This window comes from Ligilactobacillus sp. LYQ135, assembly GCF_053711055.1.
Map to the genome: position 1 here is coordinate 22669 of NZ_JBSJYT010000007.1, position 26290 is coordinate 48958.

Genomic DNA, 26290 nt, shown 5'->3' on the forward strand with positions numbered 1-26290 from the left:
GTAATATGAGTGGAGAAATTAAGGTCAATAAAGAAACATTGCATAACATAGCCAATAGCATTAGGACAGCGTTAAATGACTTAGATTCTTCGGGAATTGTTAAAGATGAGTCAACGACAATTAAAGGAAATTCAAATGCAAAAGATGCTATTGATAAAGTTCCTAAAATTATTAATGACGTAAAAGATGCTTTAGAAAGTTATTCTAAAAATTTAGATGGATATGCAGATGCAATGGAAGAAACGGACAATAACACATATAAGTAATTGAGGTAAAAAATGGATAAAAAGGATATTAGCTTATTGTTAAAAGAAAGACATCAATTAGAAGATTCATATAGTGATATGAAAAAAGAATCTACGGCACTTGATGAATTAATTGATAATAATCAATCCGTTAAAGCGCAACAAATTGAGGGAAATTTGAGAGAAGAAGGAGAACTTCTTCATAGTAGATATTCAAATGAAATATTAAATATTAATAATAAGATACTAGATAATTATAATCAGATAAATAGTGTATTATTTTCACGACAAGAAAGTTTGAAAGAAAAAATTCGTAAAACTAAAAAGGACTTGCAAAATATTAGTGAGCAAATTATAAAGCAAAAAAAGGAGGAAGATAACGATGGTAAAGATGAAACAAGGTGATTCAGACACTCAAGCTAATAGCTGTCTAACAACATGTCAAAATTTGTCAGTAGCATTAGATGGAGTTATACAAACTCTTAATCAAATTGGATCAGCCGATGTAAAGGGGAATGCTGCTGACAGTGCTAAAAGTTTTGCCACAAGTGTTGCTATTCCTTTAGTTGATCAAACTAAAAATTTGTTAAACGTGATTCAGTCAGATGTGCAGGACTTTCCTAATAAATACAGAAGCAAGGTTGATAGCAAAGATTGGTCAACTAGTAAATTACAAAAATTAATTAATAATTGTGAAACGCAAATAATAAAACAACAATTAAGTATGAGTTTAGCAAGTGCAGCTTTTGCTACTAATCCGACACCATCTAAAGATTCAACTAAAGTTTTAGATAGCATGCAAGATAACATTGATGCACTAAAGAAAAAGAAGAAGAAATATCAAAAAATACTGAAAAAATTAAATAAATTTAATGAAAGTTCTCCTTCAATATTTTCCGATGTAAAAGATTTAAATAAAGCAGTTTCACAAGGTTGTGTAGATGTATCTGGAAATTATACTAGTGGAAGTTATCAAACACCTAAAGACTTAGATTGGAAGGATGTAGGAAAAGGAGGAGATAAAGACGTTTATAAGGTAAAGAAAGTTAAAAAGACAAGCGAAAAAAGTACACAAGATATTATTATAGGATTAATTCCTAATAGTGAATCAAAAACAAAGAAAAAAATAAAAACAAAACTTCCGAAAAGTTGGAATAAAGACTGGGATTATAAAAAATTTGAAAGAACTTTTTTTAAAAAAGCCACAAATGATTTAAATGAAATTAATAAAATTGATAAATTTAGTAATATAAGAGATGGATTTGATGAAGTAGTAGGAGGAGTATTTAAACCAGTAAAAGATACTATTAAAATTTTCGATGTTGCTGAGGTAGGTCAAAATTTTAATAAAAGAATAAAAAAGGGAGAACCTGTAGTTGAAGCATTAGGTCGTACAGTGGTTGCATTTGCAGGAACTAAAGTAGCAGACTTAGCAGGAGGAGTTGCTGGAAGAATTGGTGGTGGCGTAATTGGAATGACGATTGGAGGTGTTATTGGATCAGTCGTTCCAGGAGCAGGTACAATGCTAGGAGCAGAAATTGGAGCAGAAATTGGATCTACCATCGGCGGAGTCTGTGGATCTGTTAAAGTTTCTAATGTAGCAAGTAAAGAATTAAATAAGGATATTGAATAATGAAAAATGAAAAAGATTATGTTTTATTAGTATATACAGTATTTGGAATTGAATTATTAATTAATATTTTATTTATGATTTTTTATAAAAAAATATTAAATTGGGATCAATTAACTTTTGATGGTGGTATTGAGTCTAGTATAAAATCAATAGGAATAGGTTTGATTCCCATTGTAATTGTTAGACTTGTTATTGAAATTAGAATTATTAAAGATAAAGTTAACAAGTCCTTAGTATGGTGTTACTTAATTTTAATCTTAATGCTTTGTTGCTTGTATGGTGCTATGTTAGCTGTTGTAGATACAATTTGTAATATAGTAAATTTTAATAATGTTGTAGAATATACTTTTTGGATTACAGTTGTAATTTTTATGGGCATGACTATTGGAGGATATTTTACTCAAAGGAAAAATTATAATCATCCAATTTTAAATAATGTTTTTATAGGTTCGTTTATTATTTTTGTATTTAATATGTTTTGGGGCTGGAATTGGGTGAATATAATAATAGATATTGTAGATTTAGTAATAGTTTCATTATTTATATATTTGGATACAATAAAAATAAAACAACATGCAAAGGAATTAACACAAATTAATAAGACAGGCAGAATACTAAATATATTAAGAGACGCAACTGACATTTATGAAGATTTTATCTTTATATGGATTGATTTAATTGATTTGATATTTGAATCAGCGGATGATTGATATTAAAAAATGCAGTTATGATTGCTGAAAAATTTTTAGTGAAAGTGATTTAGAAGATTATGAAAAATTTGGCATCACTCTTAGTTGAAATACTAGACTATATTACAATCAATTTAGACATAGGTTTTGATACTGCAAGCAAAGAAGGATAAATTAAACAAAAATAATGTATAGTGGAGGAGAACTTTAGAATGTCGAATTTACCAATCGGATCAATAGTTAAATTGAAAAATTTTGACCTATTAGTTATGATTACTGGAAAGTTCCCACTAATCAAAGTTAAGAATAATTATGAATATTATGATTTTCGTGGACAAATATATCCCATCGGAGATATTGGTCAGAAGGAAACGTACTGCTTTAATATTGAAGATGTAGATAAAACAGTCTATAAAGGATATATTTCTGAAGAAAATGTAGTTTTTGATGAATTTTTGCAAAGCTATATTGAATTGTATAACCTAAAGAAAGCTAAAATCGATTATCATGAATTACAAGATGGTGGAGTCTATAGTTTAGATAGAGCCGCCAAGAAAGATAATAATAGTAATAAAAGTTCTATTAATAAATTATTTAATTAGAAAGGAAGATAAAAAATGGAATTTTTACCAATTGGAACAATCGTAACATTGAAAAAAAGAGAAATTAATCGTAAGGCAATGATTATCTCGCGTTTACCATTGATGCAACGTGGCGATGAAGTCGGATATTTTGATTATGGTGCATGTGTTTATCCTGATGGAAAAGCAACGCAGCAGGATTATTTTTTCAATCAAGAAGATATTGATGAAGTTATCTTTAAAGGATATACAGATGATGAGGATAGTCGTTATCAAGAACAACTTAATAAAGGATTGGAAAATGTTCAATATCCTCACTTTCACTTAGATTAATTTCAACATTTAGGAGGAAATGAAGTGAATAAGGTAAATGAAACAGGGAAAATAGGTTTTGATCAAGCATGGAAAGATATGTGGAAAGGATACTTTGATTTTAAAGGAATTTCTACTCGTGCAGGATTTTGGTGGACTGCTTTATTTTATTTAATTGGCATCTTTTTAGCTGGATTTATTGGAGGAAGTTTAATGGGAATTTTTAGTGAGTCAGATATAGGTAAAATAATTTACTATATTTTAGCTATTATGATTATAATTCCATTATTGGCAACAGCAGCTCGGCGATTTAGAGATATAGGATTAAAAGAAGGACTGATTATTGTACTTATTATAGCTTATATAATTCTTAAAGTTTTAATTTATATAAATTACTCGTTGGTATATTTTGGAGTTATCTATAATATTGCAATAATTATTCTTTTATGTATGCCAACAGGAAAATTTAACAAAGAATAGTTAACTTTATGTAATTCTATTTTGATCACAGTTTGAAAAAAATTTAGTGGCTAATATTGTGATATGTCAACAAATGATCAGTAAAATTGTTCTAGAAATTACAGCATTTGTGGATAATCTTAATATTAACTTAGGTGCACTAGTAGACGTAAATGTTTCAATCAAGTATCCATCGATTTGATATTTTGATAAAGACAAACTGTTAAAAACTTTAGTGATAAATTTTGTGCTATAAAATAAAGGATATGAAAAAAATGAAGCAAATTAAATATCGAGGATATATTTACTGGATATTAATGGTTTTAGGAGTATTTATAGGAAATTTATTTGATAAAGTAGATAAAGTAACTTTTTTTGTGCTTTGTTTATAGTTATCTTTGAAATTATAGGAAATGCTATAGGTCAATTAATAATGTGGGTAACTTTAAATAATTCAAAGAAGTTTATAATTATTAAAGGAAAACGAAATTTTTTGATTTTATATATGTTATTGTGGACAGGACTTTTTCCGTTTCCAACTTTTGTTGAAGGACTTCGGCTAAATATTCCAGTCATGTCAATAATTGAAATTCCATTGCTTATATTACTTCTTGTAAATCAATTCAGATGGGTAAATTATTGTATTAAAAAATGGAAAATTGATAATACTATTACGTCATAATTAATAAAATAAATATAAAACATTTAATAATAGCTCAATAGGAATAAATGTAATTAATTCACAAATTAATAAATTACATTTTAAGGATGATGATATTTTTTGATTAAATAGGAAGTATTTTTAGAAATGATCAAGATTTATCAGACTTATCAAGTGATTGGGAGGACACGTCATTTTGCCAATATGTTCTTTAATTGTGGAAACTATTTTAAATATGCTTACTGGGAATCTTTTTGCATTGTTAATAATTCCCATATTTATTATTTTAGTTGATTTTTTTATTAGAATGTTTGCTAAAAATGAAGTTTTCGTAAAAGGTTTTAACAATTTTACAGATAAAGCCTCTTTACTATTTAAATTTATCTGTATCATGCCTAAAATTATTTCAGTTATTTCACTTATTGCACTCTCAGCGCTTTTTAACTACATGACTTTACCATTGGAATTGGCAACACTTGTTTTTATGGCCAATATAATTGTAAATATTTTTACAATCTATTCATGTGTGAAATTATATCATTATGAATTATCTGTATATGATGATACTAAGCGAAATATTATAAATGAAAATAAAGTAGTTCAAGAAAATTTAGATTCAAAGGTAAATCTAGGTGTAGAAAATAAACGTAAGATAGAAAAACAAGAACAAGGAACCTTTGTTCAAGGATGGAGAGACTTTTGGGAGGGGTATTTTGATTTTAGAGGAATTGCTACACAGACAGATTTTTGGTGGGGATTATTAGATTATATTATTACATTGCTTGCTTTTAATATAATAAATGGAATAGTTATAATGATAGCAATTACGACATTAGGTACTGAAAAAATAGTGATCACATCATTATTTATAATAGCAAGTATTATTAAATTTATACTTTTAATCCCTTTGCTAGCGTTAGCAGCACGACGCCTTCGAGATATCGGTATAAAAAATAGTATTATTTTATTTTTAATCATTAGTTATGCTGTGTTACATTTTGCGGCAATTATAAGTCAAATAGCTACAGTCATACTTTTTATATTAGCAATTGTAATAGCTATATATTGTAATATGCCAACAGGAAAATATAGTAAGCAAAAAAGTAGCTATAATGACTTAAAGTAATTGGAGATAGACAAATGAAAGTTATCAAATATCGGCAATATACATATTTACCATTATTATTTTTGTTAACAGGATTATTATATTTAAGCAACTCTATAACTATAAAGTGGTTTGTTTTATTATTAGTAGCTAATGTGACTCCTGCATTAATAGAAGGGTTTTGTCAGATAATTTTGAGTTGCTATAATCCTAATAAATATAAAAATTATAAGATGTATATAGGATTTAAAAGTATTGATATGCAGAAAATATCATTATTTTCAACTAAATTAGCATGTTATATGACTCCTATGGGATTTATACTATTTCCTACATCAGTTCTCACTGAATTATGGATAGATAAAGGTTTAGTAGTTAGGATATGTGTTGCTATTGAAATGTTTATATTAATATTAGGTTATATAGATTATATTTACTGGATTAATTTTAAATATAAAGAAATAAAGATTGATATAAAAGAAAATTAATTTATTAGGAGGAATTTAAATAATGAATAAAATACATGAAACTGGAGAAGTAACATTTGGACAAGCATTGAAAGATTTTTGGAAAGGATATTTTGATTTTAAAGGAATTTCTACACGTGCAGGTTTTTGGTGGGGAATGTTAGGTTCTTTCATTATTTGTTTTGGATGGAATATTATTAATTCAATTGTTGGTTTATACAATAAAACTGTTTTATTTAGTATTGGATTAGATAAAACAATGATTTTTATTACTATGATTTTGAATCTAGTATTACTTATTCCGACTCTAGCAGTTCTTGTACGACGCTTTCGCGATGTAGGATTAAAAGAAGGCGTAATTACTGCTCTTATGGCATCATATATTATATTATTGTTTGCAACAATGATTATTCCTGTTCTTATTCTTTTAGCACTTGTTTTAGTTATTGTATTTATTGTTATTAGTTGCATGCCAACAGGAAAATTTAACAAATCAAATGAAAATTAATATGAAATAGCTAATAATTATAGAAGTAAATTAGAAACATCAAAAGCAATTCATTTTCGAATTGCTTTTTTAGAATAATTATTTTAAACAAGTAATTTGTTACATTCTTAGATGAAATTTGATTAACAAGTTTACTTGTATTATAAAATATTAATATTGAAACAGTTTAAGGAATTTAAATAAATAAGATATATGAAACTGGAGAAGTAACTTCCAGTATGGATAAAGTAAAGTAGTCACAATTATGTAAAACAATTGGGAGATGGATAGATGAAGCCTGTAAAATACCGACAATATATATATGTGCCATTATTATTTTTATTAACAGGATTACTATATTTAAGTAAATTTGCAAATACGGAAGTAGTTACTATGGGATTGGTAGGAAATCTAACATTTTCTTTGATACTATTTATACGAATATTTGCAACTTCACCTCATAGTGTAAAACGTATGTCTACATTGAGTAAAATGTCAACAATATGGAGTAAATATTTTTCTTATATATTTTCTACACTTCTAGTAATTATGACTGAAAGTGTTTTTTTTAGTGCACTAACAGCAAAAAACACTCCAATCGTTGTGATATATGTAGTCGTTGAAACGACTATAGTAGTTTTAAGTTATGTTAATAATATTAAATGGATTAGATATAAATATACAAAAATTCTTAATCAAATGAGTGAGGAAATAAAGCAAAATAATGAAAGTAATATATAAGACTGGAGAAGTAACATTTAAACAAGCATGGAAAGATTTTTGGAAGGGATATTTTGATTTTAAGGGAATTTCTACGCGTGTAGGATTTTGGTGGGGAGTATTAATTTTTGCGATTACTTTGCTTGCTTTTAATATGATAAATGGAGCAATTATAATGGTGATTTTGGCATTAGATAAAGCAGTATATACATCATTATTATTAGTGGCAGTGATCTCAAATATAGCGAAATGGGTTATTTTCATTCCTTTATTAGCATTAGCCACACGCCGTTTGCGTGATGTTGGCATTAAAAAAAGTGCAATCTTATTTTTAATTATTGGATATATTATATTATGTTTCTTAGTAAGTAAGAGTCGATTATTTGAATGGCTACAATTTATATTAGCTATTGTAATAATAGTATATTGTAATATGCCAACAGGAAAATACAGTAAGTCAAGTAGTAATTAGTAGTAAGAAATATAGGTAAATTTTTAGAAAGTAGGATTTTAAATGACAAAAATAAAAGTATCGAATTGGAAATGGATTTTAACGATTTTATTGAGCTTAGGAATGGGAGTTGGAATGCTATCTTTAAGTGATAGTAGCTGGGGGATCATTGCTATATTAATTGGAATTTTGCTTATAGCAGCGACATTATTATTTATTTATGTATATTTAAGACTAGTTGGACGTTCAATCATAACATTTGATACATATGGACTACATTTAAAGTGTATGTCACTTTTTAAAACTTATAATATTGATTTGCAATATGATCAAATAACCAAAATGCGTTGGGTTTACTTAGTAAGTTTTTGTTTATTTTCTGTAACAACTAAAAAAAGAATTAATATTCCTCAAACTATAAAAGGAACTAATACAACCGAAGTTTATTTAGGAATGGTTAATAAAAAAGATGCGGATAAATTAAGAAAATTAGTTGATGATTTTAATCAGCGACATGGAGTAGAAACAGAAACTGATAAAATTGCAAGTCAAAATGATAATATGTAGATTTTTTTATTGAGACATGCTTATATTTTTGAATGACATCTAAAAAAGAATGGGATTAAGGATATGTTTACAAAAAGTATAAGATTCAGAAGATTTACAACTAAAATATGTAATTTTTAGTAAATAAGGATACAAAATAATGAAGCAACAAAGTAATGGAACAACAAAATATATAAAATTAACGTATTTATTATTGGAATAGCAATAATATTTATGGGTATTTATTTTACAGAAAAAATTTTTTCAACTAATTATATTCTTAGTGACGAATTTTTCTGCAAGACAGCAATTGCTATTCTATCTTTATGTATAGTGGATATTATCGTAACAAGACGATTAAGGAATGGAAAAGGTGGATATATTCAACTTTTTATAGTATCTATCTATTTTATTATTTCATATATCTTTTTTGGCATGATTTTTGCGACAGTATATGTTGCATTAAAAGAAGTTCATTTAGGATACATATTTTCATATAGTTTTATAATAGCATCAGCAATTTTTATAGCAACAGTGATGGTCAGCTTTAGTAAAAAAGCGAGGTATAATAATAAACTATATTTTGTTTTGAGCGTCCTTTTAACAGATGTAATTATTATTAGCTTTATTAACTATTTCTTGGGTTGGAATTGGCTTCATATAGTTATTGATATTGTAAGCATTATATTATTTACAGTATTTGTATATTTTGACTCCATTAAACTGAGGATAACTATAAAAGAATATTTAGATAATAGTAAAAATAAAATACAGTTGTACACAGCAATTATATTGATTGCAGATAAATTGCTTTTGGATTTTGCTAATATATGGATATCCATTACAGATCTAATGATACGAGCAGAAATTGATGATGATTAAGAAGATATGTAATTATTTTATAAATAAGGATATGAAATAATGAGACGACAGAATACAAGAAAATATATAGAATTAACATACTTATTGTTTATTGTTGGAATAGCAATAATCTTTATGAGCATCTATTTTACAGAAAAAATTTTTTCAAATAATTATATTCTTAGTGAAGGATTTTTCCGAAATATAGCAATTGCTGTTCTATCTTTGTGTATAGTAGATATTACCGTAAAAAGACGATTAAGGAGTGGAGAAGGTGGATATCCTCAATTTTTAATTATAGTTGTGTATTCTATTATTTTATATATTCTTTGGGGAATGGGATTTGCTATAGTAGATGTTGCTTTAACAGCTATGCATATAGGATATATATTTTCATACAGTTTCATAACAGCATCAGCAATCTTCATAGCAACAGTGATAGTTAGTTTTAGTAAAAAAGCCAAGTATAGTAACAAGACTTATTTTATTTTAAGTCTATTTTTACTAGACATGATAATTATTGACATTATTAACTATTTCTTAGGCTGGAACTGGGTGCATATAATCATTGATATTGTAGGTATTATATTATTTACACTATTTGTATATTTTGACTCAATAAAACTAAGGTTAACTATAAAAGAGTACTTAAATAACAGTAGAAATAAAATACAGTTATACACAGTAATTATATTGAGTGCAGATAAATTACTTTTAGATTTTATTAATATATGGGTATCTATTGCAGATTTGATGATGCGTTCGGAGATTGATAATGATTAAGGTAATAAATAAGGATACAAAATAATGAAGCGACAGGATATAAAAAGATATATAGAACTAACATATGCATTATTTATTATTGGGATTTTAATAATATTCAGTAGCGTATATTTAACAGAACAAATTTTTCCCAATAGCTACATTCTTAGCGAAGATTATTTTTATACTATTGCAATCTGTAGTTTGTCATTATGTATAGTAGACATTAAAGTAAAAAGAAGATTGAGAGAGGGAAAAGGCGGATGTGTTCAATTTTTTATAGTGTCTATTTATTTTATTATCTCATATATTATTTTTGGTATGGGATTTGCAATATTATATGTTGCTGCAAAGAGTGTACATCTATCATATATAATGACATATAGTTTTATAATAGCATCAGCAATTTTTATCTCAACAGTGATAGTCAGTTTTAGAAAGAATGCTAAGTACAATAATAAAACATATTTTATTTTTAACGTCCTTTTAATAGATGTAATTATTATTAGTTTTATCAACTATTTTCTAGGCTGGAACTGGGTGCATATAATCATTGATATTGTAAGTATTATACTATTTACATTATTTGTATATTTTGACTCAATCAAATTAAGGATGATCATTAAAGAATATTTAGATAATAGTAGAAGCAAAATACAGTTATACACAGCAATTATATTGAGTGCAGATAAATTGCTTCTAGATTTTATTAATATATGGGTATCTATTGTAGATTTAATGGTACGGTCAGAGGATGATGATTAGTAAAAATAGATTATGAAATAATGTTTTTTATGTTTACTTTGAATACAACGAAAAAAGGATGGAATTAATTTGTTGAAAAATATGTCTATTAAGAAGAAAGGTATTAGGTTTAAAAAGTTTGCAGAGCAAAAATGTTCCAATGGCATTATTAAATTACTGTACTACGATTGTAAGGAAAAAAAGTTTGCAGTAGCTAAAAATCGACATCGTAAATCAATGAGTTACGTAAGTGTTGCTATTGGATCTAGTATTTTGAGTGAATTTGAACGTGTTTATGGTGATCCTATGAATAGTATCTTTTCTAGTAAATTAAATATATATTTATTGATACTATTACCAATTATAAATATAGTAGTAAATTATATAATTGATTATATTTATAATAATAGAGAGAATGAATTTTCATATTTAAATTTATCAATTGAAGAAGTGAATAGAATTTATAAAAAAAGTTGGATTGATGGTATTATTGGAACATTAGCAGTTTTAGTAGGAATAGTATTATGTTCTTGGGCACCTCTAAGTGGAGGAAGATCTGCAGCTATATATCTTTTAGACATTATGCTTATTAGTGATATTCCTGATTACTTTCAAAAAATGCATACGTATAAAAAAATTCAAAAAGAGATAAGAAGTGAATAGTGTGTCGTTTTTATTGTTTTAGTGATAATTAGGGATATTTAGCAAATAAAGAACACTAAAAGTAATTAAATTATAAATCTAATGTTAGTTGTAGATTAATATATTTGTGCTAATAGTAGAACGAATTAATTTTGTTATGCATAATCATAATTTTCTTGATTATGGATAGATTCTCAAAACAAATGGAATATTTTTGAAGAAGAATTAGATTAACTATGATTAAGAATGTATTTACTAAAAGTATAAGATTTAGAAGATTCACAACTCATAAGTTAAAAGATGGAAGAGAAGAATGGATCTATTATGATTGTCAGAATAATAACTTTGTAACAGGACATAATAGACAATGGAAAAGTTTAGGATTTGTAGGAATGGTAGTCTCAGGATCAATTTACGATAAATTTGTAAATCAGTATGGTGATCCATATGATGCTATTTTTTCTCCTAAAGTAAGAATATCATTACTAATTTTAATACCAGTTTTAGATAGGATCATTACCTTTTTAGTTAGATATATTCGTGATAATAAAGAAAGTAATTTTCATCATTTAGCATTATCAAAAACTGAAGCAATCAAGATATATAAGAAAAATCATTTGAAAGATGCATGGATTGATTTATTAATAATATTGGCTTTTATCACTACAATATTTGAATCTCCAAGTGGAGGAAGAACCATTTGCATTTATTTTTTTGAAGACTTACTTGTTACAGGTGTTCCAGAATATTTTGAAGAAAGAGAAATATACAATAAAGTTCTAAAAAGTAAGAGTTAATGATAATAATTCAAATAAAAATTTTGGGGATTTTATCACCAAAATAAACTGATAAGTATTGGTAGTTTCTGTATATATAACAAGCATTAATCATTATTTAAGAGTGAAATAGAAAATGGATAATAAAAAATACATTAGTCAAGTTTTAATTTGTTTATTTAGCGGAATGATCATTCCGATTTTTATGATATTTATTTCTAAATATTATATTCATAGAGTGGATACTAATTTTATGTGCATGATGGGTTTTTCTGGTTTGATTGGATTTGTTTTGGAAACATCATCCAGTTCAAAATTTGATAAAACTAAGAATAAAATATGGATTCTGGCTCAACTTTTATTTTATCTTTCTTTTTGGGTATTTATAGGAATTTTTTTAGGTACAGTATACATATGTGTAACTGATGCAGGATATATTGTTTTATGCGTGTATGGATTTGCGGTACTTGTGACATTAATTTGTCTGATTATTGGTTTATGTTCTAAGGATATAAAATTTGCAAAAAGAAGAAATATTATTTGGGGACTTATTATAAGTTCTCTAACTATTATTTTTGGAGCAATTACAAAGTCACATAATTATTTTGTAACTCTAGCACTTTTATTCATAGTTTTTTTATGTTGCTATTATTCGGTTAAGCAATTTAATAACTTAAAAGTTGTTAAGCACTTTAATTCTAAATCAGAAAAGTTATCAAATATTATTAATACGTCTATGGATATGGGACTCACATTTATAATGTTAGTACTTGTTATACTAATGATACTTTTTCCATCAAGTGATGACGATGATTAAGGATATGGATCGATTTAATTGATTTGATATTTGAATCAGCGGATGATTAATATTTCTTGGGAAGACTATGAAAAAATTTATGAAATCAATGGATAAGAGGGTAAGATAGTTGAAAAATATATTTACTAGAAATAGATTTCAACGTTTTGCAGAAAAAAAGCAAGATAATGGAATTTCTATCATAATCTATTACGATTCTAAAGAAAAAAGATTTGTTAAATCAAAAAATAGGTATCGTGAAGCCACAAGTGCTGCAACGATTGCTATTGGTTCTTCTGCATTGGATAAATTTGAACAAAAATATGGCGATCCATGGGGAAATATATTTTCAGCTAAAGTGAATATTTATTTGTTGATATTATTTCCACTAATAGACATTGTGATTAATGGTATTTCTAATTATATTGATAATAATAAAGAAAGTGAATTTGCTTATATCCATTTAACCATTGAAGAGGCAAAGAAAATATATTCGAAAAGTTGGATTAAAGATATTTTAATGTCGTTATCTATTATTGCTGATGTAAAAAGATTAGGAGAAGAGTATACAAAGGAAATAGAATTTAATAAAGATATCAATGTTGCTACTAATACATTTGTATTGGCAGTAGATCAAACGGAATTGGTTGTTATGGATTTAATTTTAAATTTTGCATCGATTATTAAGTTGTGGGCAGATTCCCAAGATTAAAGGAAATAGTAAATAATGAGTAATAAATTAGTTAAAGTTAACTATAAGCAAAAATTAGAAGATGAGACAGCACAATTTGTAACCAAAGTGCATAAATTAGTGTGTCTTGAAATTTTGATGATAACTTTATTTTGTTTATTTATATATGGTTTTAATTTAGAAAATTTAATGAGTTTAGAAGTATTAGGAATATCACTTCTAATTCACATGATATTACATCATTTTTTAATATACATAGATGATATTATAAAAGATACGTCAGTCCAAAATATTATTGCCACAATTATATTTTTTTTAAATGTTATTTTTAATGGAATATATATAATTGGAATATTACAAATTTTCGCTAAAACTGGATTATATTTGGGGAATATCGTTCTTTCTGCTGCGATAATTACAATAGGAGTATATTTATATGCAATTTTATATGAAAAAAAGAACAGGAATAAATCCACAAATAAAAAAATAATGGCGATGGTTTCATGGGGCACATGTTTAGCTCTGTTACTTCAGTTAATTATTAAAAATGGTATAGTAATGCTAATTGTGGACATAATAACAGTAATTTTAATGTCATTGTCTGTTATTTTTGATGTGAAGCGATTAGGAGAAGAGTACGAACGATCAATGAGATTAAATAGTAAAACTAATGAATTTGCACTAATGATAAAACAAACAGAAGTGGTTGTTACAGATTTAATTTTAAATTTTGTAGCAATTATCAAATTGTGGTTAGATTCTCAAGATTAAAAGGAAATAGTAAATAATGAGTAATAAATTAGTTAAGATTAACTACAAGCAAAAATTAGAAGATGAGGCAACACAATTTGTAACTAAAGTACATAAATTAGTGTGTCTTGAAGTTTTAATGGTAATGTTATTTTGTTTATTTATATATGGTTTTAATTTAGAAAATTTAATGAGTTTAGGAGTATTATCTATATCAATTTTAATTCATGCCATAACACATATAATTTTAATACATATGGATGATATTATAAAAGATATTTCGGCTCAAAATACTATTGCCACGATTATATATTTTTTGAATGTTATTTTGAATGGGATATATATAATTGGAATATTACAAATTTTTGCAAAGACGGGGCTAGATTTAGGGAACATAACTCTTTCTGCTGCAATAATTACGATGGGAGTATATTTATATGCAATTTTATATGAAAAAAAGAACAGGGATAAACCGACAAATAGGAAAATAATTGAGATGGTTTCATGGGGAAGTTGTTTAGCACTTTTACTTCAGTTACTTATTAAAAATGGCATAGTAATGCTAATTGTGGACATAATAACGGTAATTTTAATGTCGTTATCTATTATTTTTGATGTGAAACGATTAGGAGAAGAGTATAAAGACCTAATGAGGATGGATAATAAAACTAATGCATATGTATTAGCAATAGGTCAAACAGATTTTATTGTTATGGATTTAATTTTAAATTTTGTATCAATTATCAAATTATGGGTAGATTCTCAAGATTAATAGATAAATATAATGTAAAGTAACTCATCTCTGAGTTGCTTTTTATTATATTTCCAGTCATAAGTTAATAAATATGGGAGCAAGATATAAGATGTAGAAAAAGGATAATGTTATTGAAATGACATTGTAAGAAAATCTCATTGTTTGTAGCATGGTTTTAAATATTTGTCAATTTTGACAAACTGAAAGTCAAGATGATAGTATAATGGTGTAATTTTCTAGCGATATTATACTGTAATGGAAATGTTTGATAGAGCATAAAATCTAATACAGTAAAAAGGAGGGAACCAGAATTTTAGGATATTAAATGTTTATTGCAGTTATTATTGCTAAATTATATTACTTTGGATATAAGGAGAACTGTAAAGCATGGGAAATAGTAAATTTCATTTATTGGAAAAGTTAAGAGGGAAAAATCATATTGGCAAAAAGTTAATGACCCTAACATTAATTGGTAGTTCTGTATTAATGTTAACAGCATGTGGAAAGAAATCTGCTGAAGTTAAGGTATCAAGCGGAAGTTATGTGCAAGAAACTGATAAATCTGCTAAAAGTGGTGAAGGCTATCTTGCATTAAAGGTAAATGTTAAAAATACAACTGGAGAAAAACTTGTTGTTTCAAGTGATGACTTTAAGTTGAAGAAGGATGATGAGACAATTTCTCCTGAAACAATGTATCTAGATGGAATGAAGGAACTTAATTATCAAAAAGTAGATAAAGATGATTCAGTAAGTGGTTATGTCTTCTTTAAAGTAGATAAAGACGATAAGTATGAATTGAAGTATACCCCAGAACCAAGTGATTATGAAAAAGACGATAAGCTAAAATCAACTACTACAGAAGTTAATGCAAGTAAGTACAAAGATCCAGGTGAAAGTGCTAAAAAAGCAGCAAAACAATATGTTGAAGCAGTGTTCTTCAATGACCAAAATGCTCAAGAAAAAAATAATTTAGAAAATAATGTTAAAGAAGATGCTAAAAACTACCATGATGAATTTGTTAAGGACTTCCGTGACGAATTAGGTGAAGATGCAGTATCTGATCAACAAGCAGATAAGATTTTCCAAGATTACATAAATGATGGTAAAAAGCGTGATGAAATCTCATATGAAATATATGAAGCTAAACCAAATGAAGTTACCATTGAAGTAAATGCTAAAACAGTTGATATCGGTAACATTGATGTTGACCAATTAATGTCAAACTTCGAAGATGAATTTCTTGATAAACATAAAGATGATGATGAAATCAATGAAGATGAAGTTGTGAAGGAAGCAACTCAGTATCTTATTGACAAATTGCCAGAATTAATTTCAAAAGAAGAAGTTTCAACTGATAGCGACTCAGGCTACCGCCTTAAAATGAAGAAGACAAACGGTAAGTGGGAAATTGAAACAACTGGTTCTGACGCAGATGATTACTCATTGTTGAAAGAACAATTCTTAGGTGGACTTTCATACTAATATGAAAAAGAAAATTATTTTAATTTTAGTTTTAATTGGTGTAGTAGGACTTGGTAGTTGGGGATATTATCACTCAACTACAGCAACCACTAATCGAGCAGTTAAAGCAATTCAAAGTAAAGATATGAAAGCTGTTAAAAAGTATCTTCCTAAATATAGTAATGATTCCAAAATTAGTGAAGATGCTTATCAAGCTTTTGTAGAATCTAATCTTTCAGAAAAACAAATTCGCAAAATTTTAAAAGATGAATGTAAATTTGTTAACAATGGATGGCTCGGTAGCAAGTATTGGGAACCAAAGAAGAGGACTCTTTCTTTTTCAGGATTAGATGATGTAGATGACACAACTGCATCTTTAATAATTAATAAACAAGCAATTTCACTTGGAAAAACTGAAAATCAGCATCAAGACTTCATTCCTGGAAACTATAAGCTGACAATTGATATACATAATTCAGCATATGGAACTGTTAAGAAGAAGGAAAATGTCAATTTAACAAATGAAGATCAAAGCGTTGTTTTTAGTCCCAAAAGTGACTTTGAAAAAAGTGAACAGTTGCATAAAAACTTATTAGCAACATTTTCATCATTTATAATTTCATGGAATAAATCAATTCCAACGATGGACTTTTCTAATTTGAAGTATGCAACTGATAATGAAAAAGAGTTGCTAGATTACACATATAATGAAATCAAAACGATTTTGAGTTCTTATGAAAATGAATTTAGCAAGGTTACAATCGATAACTCATCAATTGAAATTTTAACGTATGAAAAACAACCGACAATCAATTTTACTGCTTATGTCGATCGTAAACAGGCCTTTAAGCTTGATAAAGAAGCGTTAGAAACTGACGAAGATTACAATTTAGCTTCCGATGAAGGTACAGTTAGAGTAAAAATGGTTTATTCAAGTGAGTCCGGCAGTTGGGAAGTTGAAGACGCTAACTTCGATGTTGTGAGTGAAGATCCAAATGATTGGGATGATAAGAGTATATTTGTTATTCCAAAGGATGATCAATACGCTAAATGGAGCAAGTTAGAAGAGCAAACTTCTGATATTTAATAATTAGAAAGCAACCTCGTTTATTAAGCGAGGTTGTTTTTTATAAAGATTTTGAGGTGAAAAATGAATTTTAAAGGTATAAAAAAAGAGTAATAAATTTTTTCAAAGGTTGGTTTAAGATTTCTGGAACAGCAACACACAAAGAATATTTAGTAGGAATTATTATTTACTTTATATTAATTTTCATGATGTATGTAAAATTTAAATCGAATTTAGTAATATTATTCATTTGTGCAGTAATATTATTTTTCCCATACTATTCCTTAGCGAGCAGTGGGATATGAAAAAGTTTTTGGAATTATTTTAGGTGCATCGGTAATAAATCCATTAGTATTGATCATTCCATGTCTTTTAATGCCTCCACAAGATAAGAGAAATGCAAACTCAGGTGATAAGAAAGAATAAAAGAACCTCGATTGCGGGACAACCTAGGCACAGGAATAATATATCGTACATTGTACATAGGGGAATGATATATTATTACATAGATTATTATAAAGAAATATGGTGGGGGAGGGGTCAAGAGCGTAATTGTAGTAGGGAAAATAAAGCATAGTTTATTTTTTAAATTGAAGTTAGTGCAAAGGAATTTTGCATTTAAAAAGGGTTTTCATGATATGATTAAGTATAAGTTAGTTTCTATATGATTGGAGTAAGTATCATGGAAAAAGGATTTAAAAATGGACTAAAATTTGATTTAGAGTATTTAAAAAAAGAATATGACAAGATTTTAAAAAGAATTGACTACTACGAGATTGTGATTTTTGAATGCCAAAAACTTCATCAAGAGTGCCCACTTGATTCTGAAAATCTTACAGAAATTCTCAAAAATTTAAAGAATACAAAACTAGAGATTGAAAATGAAATTCATAAAATTCAGCAAAATTTAACAGAAAATTAAACCTTAAAAGTTAAAACTAAAGTTAGTTATTTTCAAAAAAACAAAGATTTTGTAAAAAATTAACCGAATTAATTCAGAGAAATTACTTCAAATTTATAGATAGTAGTGTTACCATACTATTTGAGGTGAGGGAAAGTGAATAAGAAAAGTAAAGTCACAGATGCTAACTATGTTCCAATTCATGCGATTGGTGGATATCTTTCACAGCTAAAAATTAAAGCTAAGAAAGAACAAGAAATGCATGATGAAGACTAAAAATTAATTTATTAAAATGAGTAAGTTTCAAGAGGTTGTAAAATGACAATCTCTTTTTATTTTGTTCAAAGGTAAGTAAAAGACTGAAAGGATATTTAAATATTCTCTCAGTCCTTTACTATGTAACCTAACTGTAGTTATTTGGATAGCCTGATTTGTGAAGAAGGAATTAAGTTACATACTAAGAATAGTACAAATTGAATTTGTGTTTAAGTGAAAACCCTCCAAAAAGAATATTTTTTTGAAAATAAAAGCAACTTTACTAATTTAATAAAAGCTTAAACTTTAATTTTGAACAATATTTATTTATGTAAAGTGACTTAAAGTTGAATTTACTAATTACTCAAAAACGTTGTAATATAAGCTTTTTTAAGTTTTTTACTAAAAATAAAAAAATCATTAGTTTATTTAGTATGAAGCAAATTTTTATATTAAATTGTCTAAAAAAAGGTTGTGTATCATATGGAAATAAAATGTCAAGTTGAAGCAGTTTTATCTAAATGTTAATATATAGCTGTTTTTAATGTTTATTGAAATATAAAGTATAGGAGGTAAGTTATTGGATTGGATGATTATTTGGGTAGTGATTGCAATCGGAGGGGCGCTTATTGAAGGGTTTACTACTCAATTAATTTCGATTTGGTTTACAATTAGTGCTTTGATTAATGTAGGTTTATATAATGCACACGTTGAATTAAGATGGCAATTAATTCAATTTTTTGTAACTGGAATTGCATTACTATTAATTGGCAGACCAATGATGAAGAAATTCATGCCACAATTTAAACCATTAAATACCGCTGACTCAATTATTGGGAAAAACGGTTTTGTGATTGAAAACCAACCACATCAATTACGAGTCAAGGTTAATGGAATAAGTTGGAAAGCTGAAAGTTCAGAAAAGTTGAACTTAGGTGATCAAATTAAGGTAACGGCACTTAATGGAGTTACTTTATCAGTAAAGAAAATTGAGAAAGGACTTTAGGAATGATTGCACTTATTTTAATAATTATTATTTTAGCGTTGATTATAAGTTCAGTTAAAGTTGTCCAACAATCAGAGGCTTTTGTAATTGAAAGATTAGGAAGCTACTATCAAACGTGGAGTAATGGGATTCATTTTAAGTTTCCGTTTGTTGATAATATTGTTAATAAAATTTCTTTGAAGGAACATGTAATGGACTTACCTGCACAAAGTGTTATTACTAAAGATAATGTTTCAATGAATATTGATACGGTTATGGCAATTGAAATTACTGATCCCAAGTTAGCAACTTATGGTGTTGATAACTTGGAAAATGCTTTAGAAAAATCAGTCGGAACTGCTTTACGCAATGTTGTTGGTGAATTGGAATTAGATCAAACTTTATCAGAACGTGATTCAATTAATATTAAGATGCAAAACTATATGGATGAAATCACTGGTAAATGGGGCGTTAAAGTTAACCGAGTGGAATTAAAAAACATTCTTCCACCAAAAGATATTCAACAATCAATGGAACGGCAGATGAAAGCAGAACGGGAACGCCGGGCACAAATTACTGAAGCTAAAGGAAACAAAGAATCACAAATTTTAAATGCTCAAGCAGAAGCTGAAAGAGCTGAAACTGAAGCACGTGGTTATGCCAATGCTAAAATTGAAGAAGCTCGCGGACGTGCTAAAGCTGAAATCGAAGAATCTGAAGGTAAGGCCCAAGCAATCCTTAACATTCAACAAGCATATGCTGATAGTTTGAAGATGTTAAGTGCAGTGGATGTCAGTGATGCAACATTGAAACTCAAAGCTTTTGAAGCGTTGAAAGATGTTGCTAATGGTCAAGCAACTAAGTTAATCGTTCCAAGCGAGTTACAGGATATCACTACTTTAGGATCAGCTTTAAAAGTTTCAGCTGATAAAAATAAAGAAGAATAATTAGTTAGGAAGTAGACTTCATGAATATTAATGAAAAGGGAAAGGTCAGTTTAAAAGAAGGCGCAATTAATTTTTTTAAAGGGATCTTTAACTATTTAGGAAGAAGTACCCGTCGAGGTTTATGTTGGGGATTATTAGTTGCAATGATTATTTATTCCCAACTAGGAATATGGTTTGAGGGATTGATTCAAGATACTCAATTAACTCAACTTTGCTATATTCTTTTAGCAATTATTACAATTATATTGATGTTAATGTTTTTAGCAGCTTTTTTCCGCAGAATGCGTGATTTAGGAATTAATGGGAGAGCAACAACGGTGTTAGTTATTTTGCAATTAATCATGTTGTTTATTCCAGGATTGAATTTGATTTCAATGTTTTCTATTTTAGTTTTTATAGGATTAGCAATATTTACTCCAACAAATCAATTTGTGCGAAAAGAAGCTGGTAATGGATTTGTAAATTTCATTTTTGTACGGAAATAGAGGGAAAATAGTGATTAAATCAAGAGTTGATCTAAGAAAAGAAGCAGCACTAGCCTTAAATAAAAAAATGAGTAAAATTTTTCTAGTGTATACTACTGCAGTAGGTTTTTCAGCATTACTAGCGTTTCTATTTATTATGGCAGCTGGTGCAACGTTAACGAGTAGTGTCCTATGGATATTTGGCATAATTATGTTATTGGTAGGTCTTTTTGCCATTGGATTAATTTGGATAGGTGTTCGGTATATTTTTTATGATTGGGCAAAAAATTCAGAAGATTCGCGGTGGTTTAGTAAGTTATTTATTTGCTTTAAGTCAAATTATTGCTGGAACGTGATTAAATTAATGGTAGCCAGTGTCTTCTTTATTTACTTATGGAGAATAATCTTTTTTCCAGTGGGAGTCGCTAAAACGTTAGCGTATTCTCAAGCATTTTATATTTTAAAAGAACGAATTGAAAGTGGCCAAAAAATTACAGCACGTGAATGTTTAAAAGAAAGTGCACGGATAATGGAAGGTTATAAGGAAGAACTATATATTTTAGAATGGAGTTTTGCAGGCTGGTATTGTCTTTCAGCGATGATTTCATTTATATTAATTCTATGCTTGTGTATTCCAATTGGAGTGGCAGCTCTTACATTAGGAGTCATTGGCATTGTATTAATGCTCTTATTAATTGTTCTGGCACTCTTTGCATTTTACTGGGTATCAGGATATGCTATGGTTACAACGATTAAGTTTTATTTTAACCTTAAAGAAATTCAAGGTGAATCAACTGTAACTTATTATCCAGATGGCTCAAATCTTAAAGATAAGGGATATTCTAATTCAGCGTTGACGCGCATTAACCTAAGTGCAGCTGGAATTATGCTAGTTGGTTTGATTATATCAGTAATAGCACAATATAATCTTCCAAGTGTAAGTTATGCAATTGGGGATAATACATATAAGGTTAAAATAACATCAACTGATAGTGAGTTAGATGATAAACTTTATGTTCATTTTATGTATGATGATGACACGTATATATCACATTCAGCTAAAAGTGATGCTGATAAAGAAATGTGGCAAGAAATTGAAGATGAAATTGATTACGACTCAACTTCAATTAGTGATGAATTAATTAAGCAAGGAAAAACGTATAGTACTCCAACCGGTAAAAATAAGATTATTTTCAAGCAAAAAAATAAAAAAAGTATGGTTTTCTATGATTTGAAGGTTAAAGATCATGGAGAAAAAATTACAGGTAAAGCCAAAACAGTAGATGGTCTTGAAGGAAAGGTCTCAATGACATTAGAATAAAAATAAAAGCGGCATCATGCCGCTTTTATTTTTAAACTTTTCTTACATAAGGTCTTAATGCAGGGGCTCCTAATTTATGAACTTGTGAAAGTAAGATATTTGCACATGCTTCACAATCATCTAAAGCGTTATGATGATGTTGTAAACTAATATTTAATTCATCACAAATCGTATTGAGTTTATAGTTTGATAGTCCCTTATAAAAAGCACGACTAGTTGCAAGCGTGTCAAGTGATAAAAATTGTGGCACAGGAATATCATAATGTTCAAGGGTCTTTTTTAAGACACTGTTATCAAAACGGGCATTATGGGCAACGACAATTTTTTCAGGTTCAAAAAATCGATGAATATGAGGCCATAGTTCATTAAATTTAGGAGCATCCGCAACCATTTCAGGAGTAATTCCATGAATTTGAATATTACGCCATGAAAATTCAGTTTCTGGCTTAATTAATGAGTACATTTCATCAACAATTTTATTATTTTCTACGACTGTTAATGCTAAAGAACAAGCACTATCACGCTTAGGACTAGCAGTTTCAAAATCGATTGCGGTAAAATTCATCTTTTTTCTCCTAACTTATAGTAATAATTGCATTTATTGTATCATTTTTATACTTAATTATCAGCACAAAAATGGTAAAATGGAATAGACAAAAAGATTTGAGGAATGTTGAAAATGAAATTAGAAAAAATTAATGTAAAAAAACAACTACAAGGAATCGAAATTTATTTTAATGAACCTTTGTTAAAATATACTAATACTAAAACTGGTGGCCCAGCTGATATTTTAGCATTGCCAAAATCAATTGAAGAAGTTAAACAAGTAATTCAATGGACTAATGATCATGATACGGCTTTAACTGTTTTAGGAAATGCTAGTAATTTAATTGTAAAAGATGGTGGTATTCGGGGAGTCGTTATGATCTTAACTCAGTTAAATGAAATTAAGGTTATCAACAATCAAATTTTGGCCCAATCAGGAGCATTATTAGTTGATGTGGCTCAAGTTGCAGGTCAAGAAAGTTTAACAGGAATGGAACCTTTATCAGGAATTCCTGGCAGTGTTGGTGGTGCTGTTTTCATGAATGCAGGAGCGTATGGCGGTGAAATTGCTCAAGTTGTTAAGTCAGTGTTAGTAATTGATCGACAAGGTCAGTTAAAAACATATAGAGGCAATGAATTGCGTTTTGGATATCGGCATAGTCGCTTGCAAGATGAAGATGAAATTGTTTTACAAGCAACTTTTGAATTAAGTTATGGCAATCAAACTGAAATTATTAATCACATGCGTGAATATAGTTTCTTAAGAGCTTCTAAACAACCGCTTGAATATCCTTCATGTGGTAGTGTTTTTAAGCGTCCTCAAGGGCATTATACAGGAAAATTAATTCATGACGCTGGATTACAAGGATTTCAAATTGGTGGGGCACAGGTTTCCAAAAAACATGCTGGCTTTATTGTTAATGTTGATCATGCCACTGCTACTGACTATCAAAATGTTATTCGCCATGTACAAACAGTCATTAAAGATAAATTTAATGTTGAATTAGAAACTGAAGTGCGAATTATTGGAGAAGAATAATAAAGTAAATAAGTATGTATACAAAGAAGTTGTGACAAAACACTAGAAACGGGTATGCTGTAAGGAAAATCCGAACGAATCACGCAGTAAAGATTCGGAGGTTTTTGAACTTACAGGCATGCCCGTTTGTTTTGGAGCACGATTATATGAATATAGAAATAGAGGCTGGACTTACGTCGCAGCCTCTTTTATTGATTATTTGATGAACTTTGTTGAGATGTTGATGATTGCACTGCTGATGATGATTTTTGCGAGCTAAATTGACTACTTGAATAACTCGATTCTTCAGTTTCAGCTATACTACTGCTAGTTTCATTGGAGCTTTCACTCTTATTTGATACGGTAATTTGAACTGTAATTGAACTTGGTGAAACTGCAATGATTCCATTTTGAATGGTATCAATTGGAACAGTTTTAGTAGTATCGCTTGTTACATCATTAATTGGAACAGCTACGTTCAACGAATCTAAACGACTTAATGCTTGTTTAGTCCCTGTAACAGTAACCGTTTTAGTGTCAGTTGATAAACTGTAATTTTTAGAACTATCACCGGTTCCACTTTCAACTAGATGAACGCTAACTTTTTTAGAAGTGGTTGCGGCATAAATTGGGACCGTTGCTTTAACCGACACAGGTTGAATAGCAACATTTAAAGGTTTACCATTTGAATCTAAAGCTTGTAAGGTTACGTTTTGAGAAACACTATGCTCAACTCCTTCAGGTAAACTCACATCAGCTACAACATTAGTAACTTTGTTTACGGTACTTTTAGCACCAGTAACCGTAACTTTTTTATAACTAGATGTTGGAATCCCAGCAGCATATCCATTGCCAATCAAAGTTGAATCAAATCGTACTTGGACGGGAAAGGATTTAGATTTACGTTTACTAATTTTAACGGTAATCGTTTTGGGTTCAACATTAGCCGTTAATTCGCGGTTAATACCACTAGTTTGAAGCTTAACAGTGTGTTTTCCAGGTTTAAGTCCAGTTAAATCAGCATAAACTTGAAAATTTTGAGTATTTTCAGTAGTCTGCACCATTGCGGCTGGACCATTAATTTTAACTTGAACATTTTGAGGATAGCCCTCAACAAAATATTTTGAGCTAACATTAATTTTTAACGGAGCGGTTATTGTTGCTGTTTTTTGTGACATTAAGCCATTTTTATTAGTGTTGTTAGCATTACTTCCCGTATCAGTTGTGACATATCCGAAAAGAAAAAGTGCAAATAAAAGTGAGGTGAGAGCATACATAAATTTTGAATTGAAGATATTATTGAATTTCAATGTTTGCGACCTCCCTTAGGTTTATGTTTTTCAAAGAAACGTACAATGGCATTTTTCTTTTCTGTTTCTTCAGCAGGAATTAATTCGTTACGTAATAGTTTTAAGTAATCTTGGCGAGTTAAATTCCGAATTAATTCATTATTTTTAGTAATCGTAACGCTACCTGTTTCTTCAGAAACAACGATTGTCAGTGCATCAGTTACTTCACTAATTCCAACGGCAGCACGGTGACGTGTTCCTAATTCTTTTGGAATCAAATTACTTTCAGATAATGGCAAATATGCAGCTGCAGCAGCGATGCGATTATCTTTAATAATTACAGCACCATCATGTAATGGTGTATTGGGAATAAAGATGTTAATCAATAAAGCACCGCTAATATCAGCATCCAATGGGATCCCCGTTTCAATGTAATCTTCTAGTCCCGTATTCATTTCAATCGTAATCAAAGCACCAATTCTACGTTTAGACATATACTGAATTGCCTTATCTAATGATTCGATCATTTTTTCTTCAGCTTCATTTTGTTTCTTACTATTATTGAAGAACAGCGATCCGCGACCAAGATGCTCCAACCCACGTCTAATTTCTGGTTGGAAGATCACAATAATTGCGATTATTCCCCAATTAATAATTTGGTCAGTAATCCATGAAACAGTTCGCAATCCTAAATACCAACTAATCAATTTAATTACAATAATGACCAAAACGCCTTTAAAAAGCTGAACGGCTTTTGTTCCCCGCAAAAGTATCATTAATTTATAAGTGGCAAACCACACAACTCCGATATCAATTAAGTTGATGAAGTGTTGCCAAGTAAAGATATTGCTAAAAAAATCCATTTGGCCCTCCTAAATTCAACATATATACACTATGTTTAATTG

General features: G+C 28.6%; 33 protein-coding genes. 30 read left to right on the plus strand and 3 right to left on the minus strand.

Features of this window, described 5'->3' with window-relative positions; all coding sequences use genetic code 11:
* Nucleotides 1-5: 5 nt before the first annotated feature.
* From ACWCL1_RS06455 to ACWCL1_RS06595, 29 genes are all read left to right on the plus strand, one after another.
* Nucleotides 6-266 (plus strand): TIGR04197 family type VII secretion effector, encoded by a 261-nt coding sequence (locus ACWCL1_RS06455; protein WP_454546091.1) that lies wholly within the window; start codon nt 6-8, stop codon nt 264-266.
* Nucleotides 267-278: 12 nt separating this feature from the next.
* Complete coding sequence (locus ACWCL1_RS06460; protein ID WP_454546092.1) at nt 279-650, plus strand: hypothetical protein; 372 nt, start codon at nt 279-281, stop codon at nt 648-650.
* Nucleotides 628-1878: a T7SS effector LXG polymorphic toxin gene (locus tag ACWCL1_RS06465; protein WP_454546093.1), complete on the plus strand. Its 1251-nt coding sequence runs from the start codon at nt 628-630 to the stop codon at nt 1876-1878. The genes ACWCL1_RS06460 and ACWCL1_RS06465 overlap by 23 nt, the downstream gene beginning before the upstream one ends.
* On the plus strand, nt 1878-2588 hold the full coding sequence (locus ACWCL1_RS06470) for a Bax inhibitor-1 family protein (RefSeq protein ID WP_454546094.1): 711 nt from the start codon (nt 1878-1880) through the stop codon (nt 2586-2588). The genes ACWCL1_RS06465 and ACWCL1_RS06470 overlap by 1 nt, the downstream gene beginning before the upstream one ends.
* Before the next feature lie 191 nt (nt 2589-2779).
* On the plus strand, nt 2780-3169 hold the full coding sequence (locus tag ACWCL1_RS06475) for a DUF4176 domain-containing protein (protein WP_454546095.1): 390 nt from the start codon (nt 2780-2782) through the stop codon (nt 3167-3169).
* A gap of 15 nt (nt 3170-3184) precedes the next feature.
* Nucleotides 3185-3481, plus strand: coding sequence for a DUF4176 domain-containing protein (locus tag ACWCL1_RS06480; RefSeq protein ID WP_283602251.1), 297 nt, complete (start codon nt 3185-3187; stop codon nt 3479-3481).
* Nucleotides 3482-3505: 24 nt separating this feature from the next.
* The gene (locus ACWCL1_RS06485) at nt 3506-3940 is read left to right on the plus strand and encodes a DUF805 domain-containing protein (protein ID WP_454546096.1); all 435 of its coding nucleotides are present in this window, start codon (nt 3506-3508) and stop codon (nt 3938-3940) included.
* An 836-nt stretch (nt 3941-4776) separates the two neighbouring features.
* Nucleotides 4777-5706, plus strand: a complete 930-nt coding sequence (locus tag ACWCL1_RS06490) for a DUF805 domain-containing protein (RefSeq protein ID WP_454546097.1) — start codon at nt 4777-4779, stop codon at nt 5704-5706.
* Nucleotides 5707-5720: 14 nt separating this feature from the next.
* Nucleotides 5721-6173: a hypothetical protein gene (locus ACWCL1_RS06495; RefSeq protein ID WP_454546098.1), complete on the plus strand. Its 453-nt coding sequence runs from the start codon at nt 5721-5723 to the stop codon at nt 6171-6173.
* A 22-nt stretch (nt 6174-6195) separates the two neighbouring features.
* A complete protein-coding gene (locus ACWCL1_RS06500; RefSeq protein ID WP_454546099.1) occupies nt 6196-6660 on the plus strand; it encodes a DUF805 domain-containing protein in 465 nt (154 codons plus the stop codon).
* A gap of 270 nt (nt 6661-6930) precedes the next feature.
* Nucleotides 6931-7380 (plus strand): hypothetical protein, encoded by a 450-nt coding sequence (locus ACWCL1_RS06505; protein ID WP_454546100.1) that lies wholly within the window; start codon nt 6931-6933, stop codon nt 7378-7380.
* Nucleotides 7364-7831, plus strand: coding sequence for a DUF805 domain-containing protein (locus tag ACWCL1_RS06510; protein ID WP_454546101.1), 468 nt, complete (start codon nt 7364-7366; stop codon nt 7829-7831). The genes ACWCL1_RS06505 and ACWCL1_RS06510 overlap by 17 nt, the downstream gene beginning before the upstream one ends.
* Before the next feature lie 42 nt (nt 7832-7873).
* A complete protein-coding gene (locus ACWCL1_RS06515; RefSeq protein WP_454546102.1) occupies nt 7874-8377 on the plus strand; it encodes a hypothetical protein in 504 nt (167 codons plus the stop codon).
* Between the two features lie 192 nt (nt 8378-8569).
* Entirely contained in the window at nt 8570-9238 is a 669-nt protein-coding gene (locus ACWCL1_RS06520) for a Bax inhibitor-1 family protein (RefSeq protein ID WP_454546158.1), read from the plus strand.
* 39 nt (nt 9239-9277) lie between these two features.
* Nucleotides 9278-10000, plus strand: coding sequence for a Bax inhibitor-1 family protein (locus tag ACWCL1_RS06525; RefSeq protein ID WP_454546103.1), 723 nt, complete (start codon nt 9278-9280; stop codon nt 9998-10000).
* A gap of 24 nt (nt 10001-10024) precedes the next feature.
* Complete coding sequence (locus ACWCL1_RS06530; RefSeq protein ID WP_454546104.1) at nt 10025-10744, plus strand: Bax inhibitor-1 family protein; 720 nt, start codon at nt 10025-10027, stop codon at nt 10742-10744.
* Nucleotides 10745-10816: 72 nt separating this feature from the next.
* The gene (locus ACWCL1_RS06535) at nt 10817-11386 is read left to right on the plus strand and encodes a hypothetical protein (protein WP_454546105.1); all 570 of its coding nucleotides are present in this window, start codon (nt 10817-10819) and stop codon (nt 11384-11386) included.
* A 215-nt stretch (nt 11387-11601) separates the two neighbouring features.
* Nucleotides 11602-12162, plus strand: a complete 561-nt coding sequence (locus ACWCL1_RS06540) for a hypothetical protein (RefSeq protein WP_454546106.1) — start codon at nt 11602-11604, stop codon at nt 12160-12162.
* A gap of 115 nt (nt 12163-12277) precedes the next feature.
* On the plus strand, nt 12278-12958 hold the full coding sequence (locus ACWCL1_RS06545) for a hypothetical protein (RefSeq protein ID WP_454546107.1): 681 nt from the start codon (nt 12278-12280) through the stop codon (nt 12956-12958).
* 109 nt (nt 12959-13067) lie between these two features.
* Entirely contained in the window at nt 13068-13649 is a 582-nt protein-coding gene (locus ACWCL1_RS06550) for a hypothetical protein (protein WP_454546108.1), read from the plus strand.
* 15 nt (nt 13650-13664) lie between these two features.
* Nucleotides 13665-14399, plus strand: coding sequence for a Bax inhibitor-1 family protein (locus ACWCL1_RS06555; RefSeq protein ID WP_454546109.1), 735 nt, complete (start codon nt 13665-13667; stop codon nt 14397-14399).
* Nucleotides 14400-14415: 16 nt separating this feature from the next.
* Nucleotides 14416-15150, plus strand: coding sequence for a Bax inhibitor-1 family protein (locus ACWCL1_RS06560; protein ID WP_454546110.1), 735 nt, complete (start codon nt 14416-14418; stop codon nt 15148-15150).
* 369 nt (nt 15151-15519) lie between these two features.
* Nucleotides 15520-16614, plus strand: a complete 1095-nt coding sequence (locus ACWCL1_RS06565; RefSeq protein ID WP_454546111.1) for a DUF4352 domain-containing protein — start codon at nt 15520-15522, stop codon at nt 16612-16614.
* A 1-nt stretch (nt 16615) separates the two neighbouring features.
* A complete protein-coding gene (locus ACWCL1_RS06570; RefSeq protein WP_454546112.1) occupies nt 16616-17680 on the plus strand; it encodes a hypothetical protein in 1065 nt (354 codons plus the stop codon).
* Nucleotides 17681-18341: 661 nt separating this feature from the next.
* Nucleotides 18342-18581: a hypothetical protein gene (locus ACWCL1_RS06575; protein ID WP_454546113.1), complete on the plus strand. Its 240-nt coding sequence runs from the start codon at nt 18342-18344 to the stop codon at nt 18579-18581.
* Between the two features lie 823 nt (nt 18582-19404).
* A complete protein-coding gene (locus ACWCL1_RS06580) occupies nt 19405-19821 on the plus strand; it encodes an NfeD family protein (protein ID WP_454546159.1) in 417 nt (138 codons plus the stop codon).
* 2 nt (nt 19822-19823) lie between these two features.
* Nucleotides 19824-20747, plus strand: coding sequence for an SPFH domain-containing protein (locus ACWCL1_RS06585; RefSeq protein ID WP_454546114.1), 924 nt, complete (start codon nt 19824-19826; stop codon nt 20745-20747).
* A gap of 20 nt (nt 20748-20767) precedes the next feature.
* Nucleotides 20768-21232, plus strand: coding sequence for a DUF805 domain-containing protein (locus ACWCL1_RS06590; RefSeq protein WP_454546115.1), 465 nt, complete (start codon nt 20768-20770; stop codon nt 21230-21232).
* Between the two features lie 10 nt (nt 21233-21242).
* Complete coding sequence (locus ACWCL1_RS06595) at nt 21243-22532, plus strand: hypothetical protein (protein ID WP_454546116.1); 1290 nt, start codon at nt 21243-21245, stop codon at nt 22530-22532.
* A gap of 31 nt (nt 22533-22563) precedes the next feature.
* On the opposite strand, the gene ACWCL1_RS06600 is transcribed toward ACWCL1_RS06595, so the two are convergent.
* The gene (locus tag ACWCL1_RS06600) at nt 22564-23097 is read right to left on the minus strand and encodes a 3'-5' exonuclease (RefSeq protein ID WP_454546117.1); all 534 of its coding nucleotides are present in this window, start codon (nt 23095-23097) and stop codon (nt 22564-22566) included.
* Between the two features lie 114 nt (nt 23098-23211).
* On the opposite strand from ACWCL1_RS06600, the gene murB reads away from it, so the two are divergent.
* Nucleotides 23212-24117: a UDP-N-acetylmuramate dehydrogenase gene (gene murB, locus ACWCL1_RS06605; RefSeq protein WP_454546118.1), complete on the plus strand. Its 906-nt coding sequence runs from the start codon at nt 23212-23214 to the stop codon at nt 24115-24117.
* 188 nt (nt 24118-24305) lie between these two features.
* Here murB and ACWCL1_RS06610 read toward each other — a convergent pair whose 3' ends face one another.
* Both ACWCL1_RS06610 and cdaA read right to left on the minus strand, forming a co-directional pair.
* Complete coding sequence (locus ACWCL1_RS06610) at nt 24306-25406, minus strand: CdaR family protein (RefSeq protein ID WP_454546119.1); 1101 nt, start codon at nt 25404-25406, stop codon at nt 24306-24308.
* Nucleotides 25403-26248 (minus strand): diadenylate cyclase CdaA, encoded by an 846-nt coding sequence (gene cdaA / locus ACWCL1_RS06615; RefSeq protein WP_454546120.1) that lies wholly within the window; start codon nt 26246-26248, stop codon nt 25403-25405. Before cdaA ends, ACWCL1_RS06610 begins: the two co-directional genes overlap by 4 nt.
* Nucleotides 26249-26290 lie beyond the last annotated feature (42 nt).

What these genes read in the sequence shown, in the direction of transcription:
- ACWCL1_RS06455 (WP_454546091.1), top strand. Translation starts at nt 6, where the DNA reads ATGAGTGGAGAAATTAAGGTCAATAAAGAAACATTGCATAACATAGCC.
- ACWCL1_RS06460 (WP_454546092.1), top strand. Translation starts at nt 279, where the DNA reads ATGGATAAAAAGGATATTAGCTTATTGTTAAAAGAAAGACATCAATTA.
- ACWCL1_RS06465 (WP_454546093.1), top strand. Translation starts at nt 628, where the DNA reads ATGGTAAAGATGAAACAAGGTGATTCAGACACTCAAGCTAATAGCTGT.
- ACWCL1_RS06470 (WP_454546094.1), top strand. Translation starts at nt 1,878, where the DNA reads ATGAAAAATGAAAAAGATTATGTTTTATTAGTATATACAGTATTTGGA.
- ACWCL1_RS06475 (WP_454546095.1), top strand. Translation starts at nt 2,780, where the DNA reads ATGTCGAATTTACCAATCGGATCAATAGTTAAATTGAAAAATTTTGAC.
- ACWCL1_RS06480 (WP_283602251.1), top strand. Translation starts at nt 3,185, where the DNA reads ATGGAATTTTTACCAATTGGAACAATCGTAACATTGAAAAAAAGAGAA.
- ACWCL1_RS06495 (WP_454546098.1), top strand. Translation starts at nt 5,721, where the DNA reads ATGAAAGTTATCAAATATCGGCAATATACATATTTACCATTATTATTT.
- ACWCL1_RS06500 (WP_454546099.1), top strand. Translation starts at nt 6,196, where the DNA reads ATGAATAAAATACATGAAACTGGAGAAGTAACATTTGGACAAGCATTG.
- ACWCL1_RS06505 (WP_454546100.1), top strand. Translation starts at nt 6,931, where the DNA reads ATGAAGCCTGTAAAATACCGACAATATATATATGTGCCATTATTATTT.
- ACWCL1_RS06510 (WP_454546101.1), top strand. Translation starts at nt 7,364, where the DNA reads ATGAAAGTAATATATAAGACTGGAGAAGTAACATTTAAACAAGCATGG.
- ACWCL1_RS06515 (WP_454546102.1), top strand. Translation starts at nt 7,874, where the DNA reads ATGACAAAAATAAAAGTATCGAATTGGAAATGGATTTTAACGATTTTA.
- ACWCL1_RS06525 (WP_454546103.1), top strand. Translation starts at nt 9,278, where the DNA reads ATGAGACGACAGAATACAAGAAAATATATAGAATTAACATACTTATTG.
- ACWCL1_RS06530 (WP_454546104.1), top strand. Translation starts at nt 10,025, where the DNA reads ATGAAGCGACAGGATATAAAAAGATATATAGAACTAACATATGCATTA.
- ACWCL1_RS06540 (WP_454546106.1), top strand. Translation starts at nt 11,602, where the DNA reads ATGATTAAGAATGTATTTACTAAAAGTATAAGATTTAGAAGATTCACA.
- ACWCL1_RS06545 (WP_454546107.1), top strand. Translation starts at nt 12,278, where the DNA reads ATGGATAATAAAAAATACATTAGTCAAGTTTTAATTTGTTTATTTAGC.
- ACWCL1_RS06555 (WP_454546109.1), top strand. Translation starts at nt 13,665, where the DNA reads ATGAGTAATAAATTAGTTAAAGTTAACTATAAGCAAAAATTAGAAGAT.
- ACWCL1_RS06560 (WP_454546110.1), top strand. Translation starts at nt 14,416, where the DNA reads ATGAGTAATAAATTAGTTAAGATTAACTACAAGCAAAAATTAGAAGAT.
- ACWCL1_RS06565 (WP_454546111.1), top strand. Translation starts at nt 15,520, where the DNA reads ATGGGAAATAGTAAATTTCATTTATTGGAAAAGTTAAGAGGGAAAAAT.
- ACWCL1_RS06570 (WP_454546112.1), top strand. Translation starts at nt 16,616, where the DNA reads ATGAAAAAGAAAATTATTTTAATTTTAGTTTTAATTGGTGTAGTAGGA.
- ACWCL1_RS06575 (WP_454546113.1), top strand. Translation starts at nt 18,342, where the DNA reads ATGGAAAAAGGATTTAAAAATGGACTAAAATTTGATTTAGAGTATTTA.
- ACWCL1_RS06580 (WP_454546159.1), top strand. Translation starts at nt 19,405, where the DNA reads ATGATTATTTGGGTAGTGATTGCAATCGGAGGGGCGCTTATTGAAGGG.
- ACWCL1_RS06585 (WP_454546114.1), top strand. Translation starts at nt 19,824, where the DNA reads ATGATTGCACTTATTTTAATAATTATTATTTTAGCGTTGATTATAAGT.
- ACWCL1_RS06590 (WP_454546115.1), top strand. Translation starts at nt 20,768, where the DNA reads ATGAATATTAATGAAAAGGGAAAGGTCAGTTTAAAAGAAGGCGCAATT.
- ACWCL1_RS06600 (WP_454546117.1), bottom strand. Translation starts at nt 23,097, where the DNA reads ATGAATTTTACCGCAATCGATTTTGAAACTGCTAGTCCTAAGCGTGAT.
- murB (WP_454546118.1), top strand. Translation starts at nt 23,212, where the DNA reads ATGAAATTAGAAAAAATTAATGTAAAAAAACAACTACAAGGAATCGAA.
- cdaA (WP_454546120.1), bottom strand. Translation starts at nt 26,248, where the DNA reads ATGGATTTTTTTAGCAATATCTTTACTTGGCAACACTTCATCAACTTA.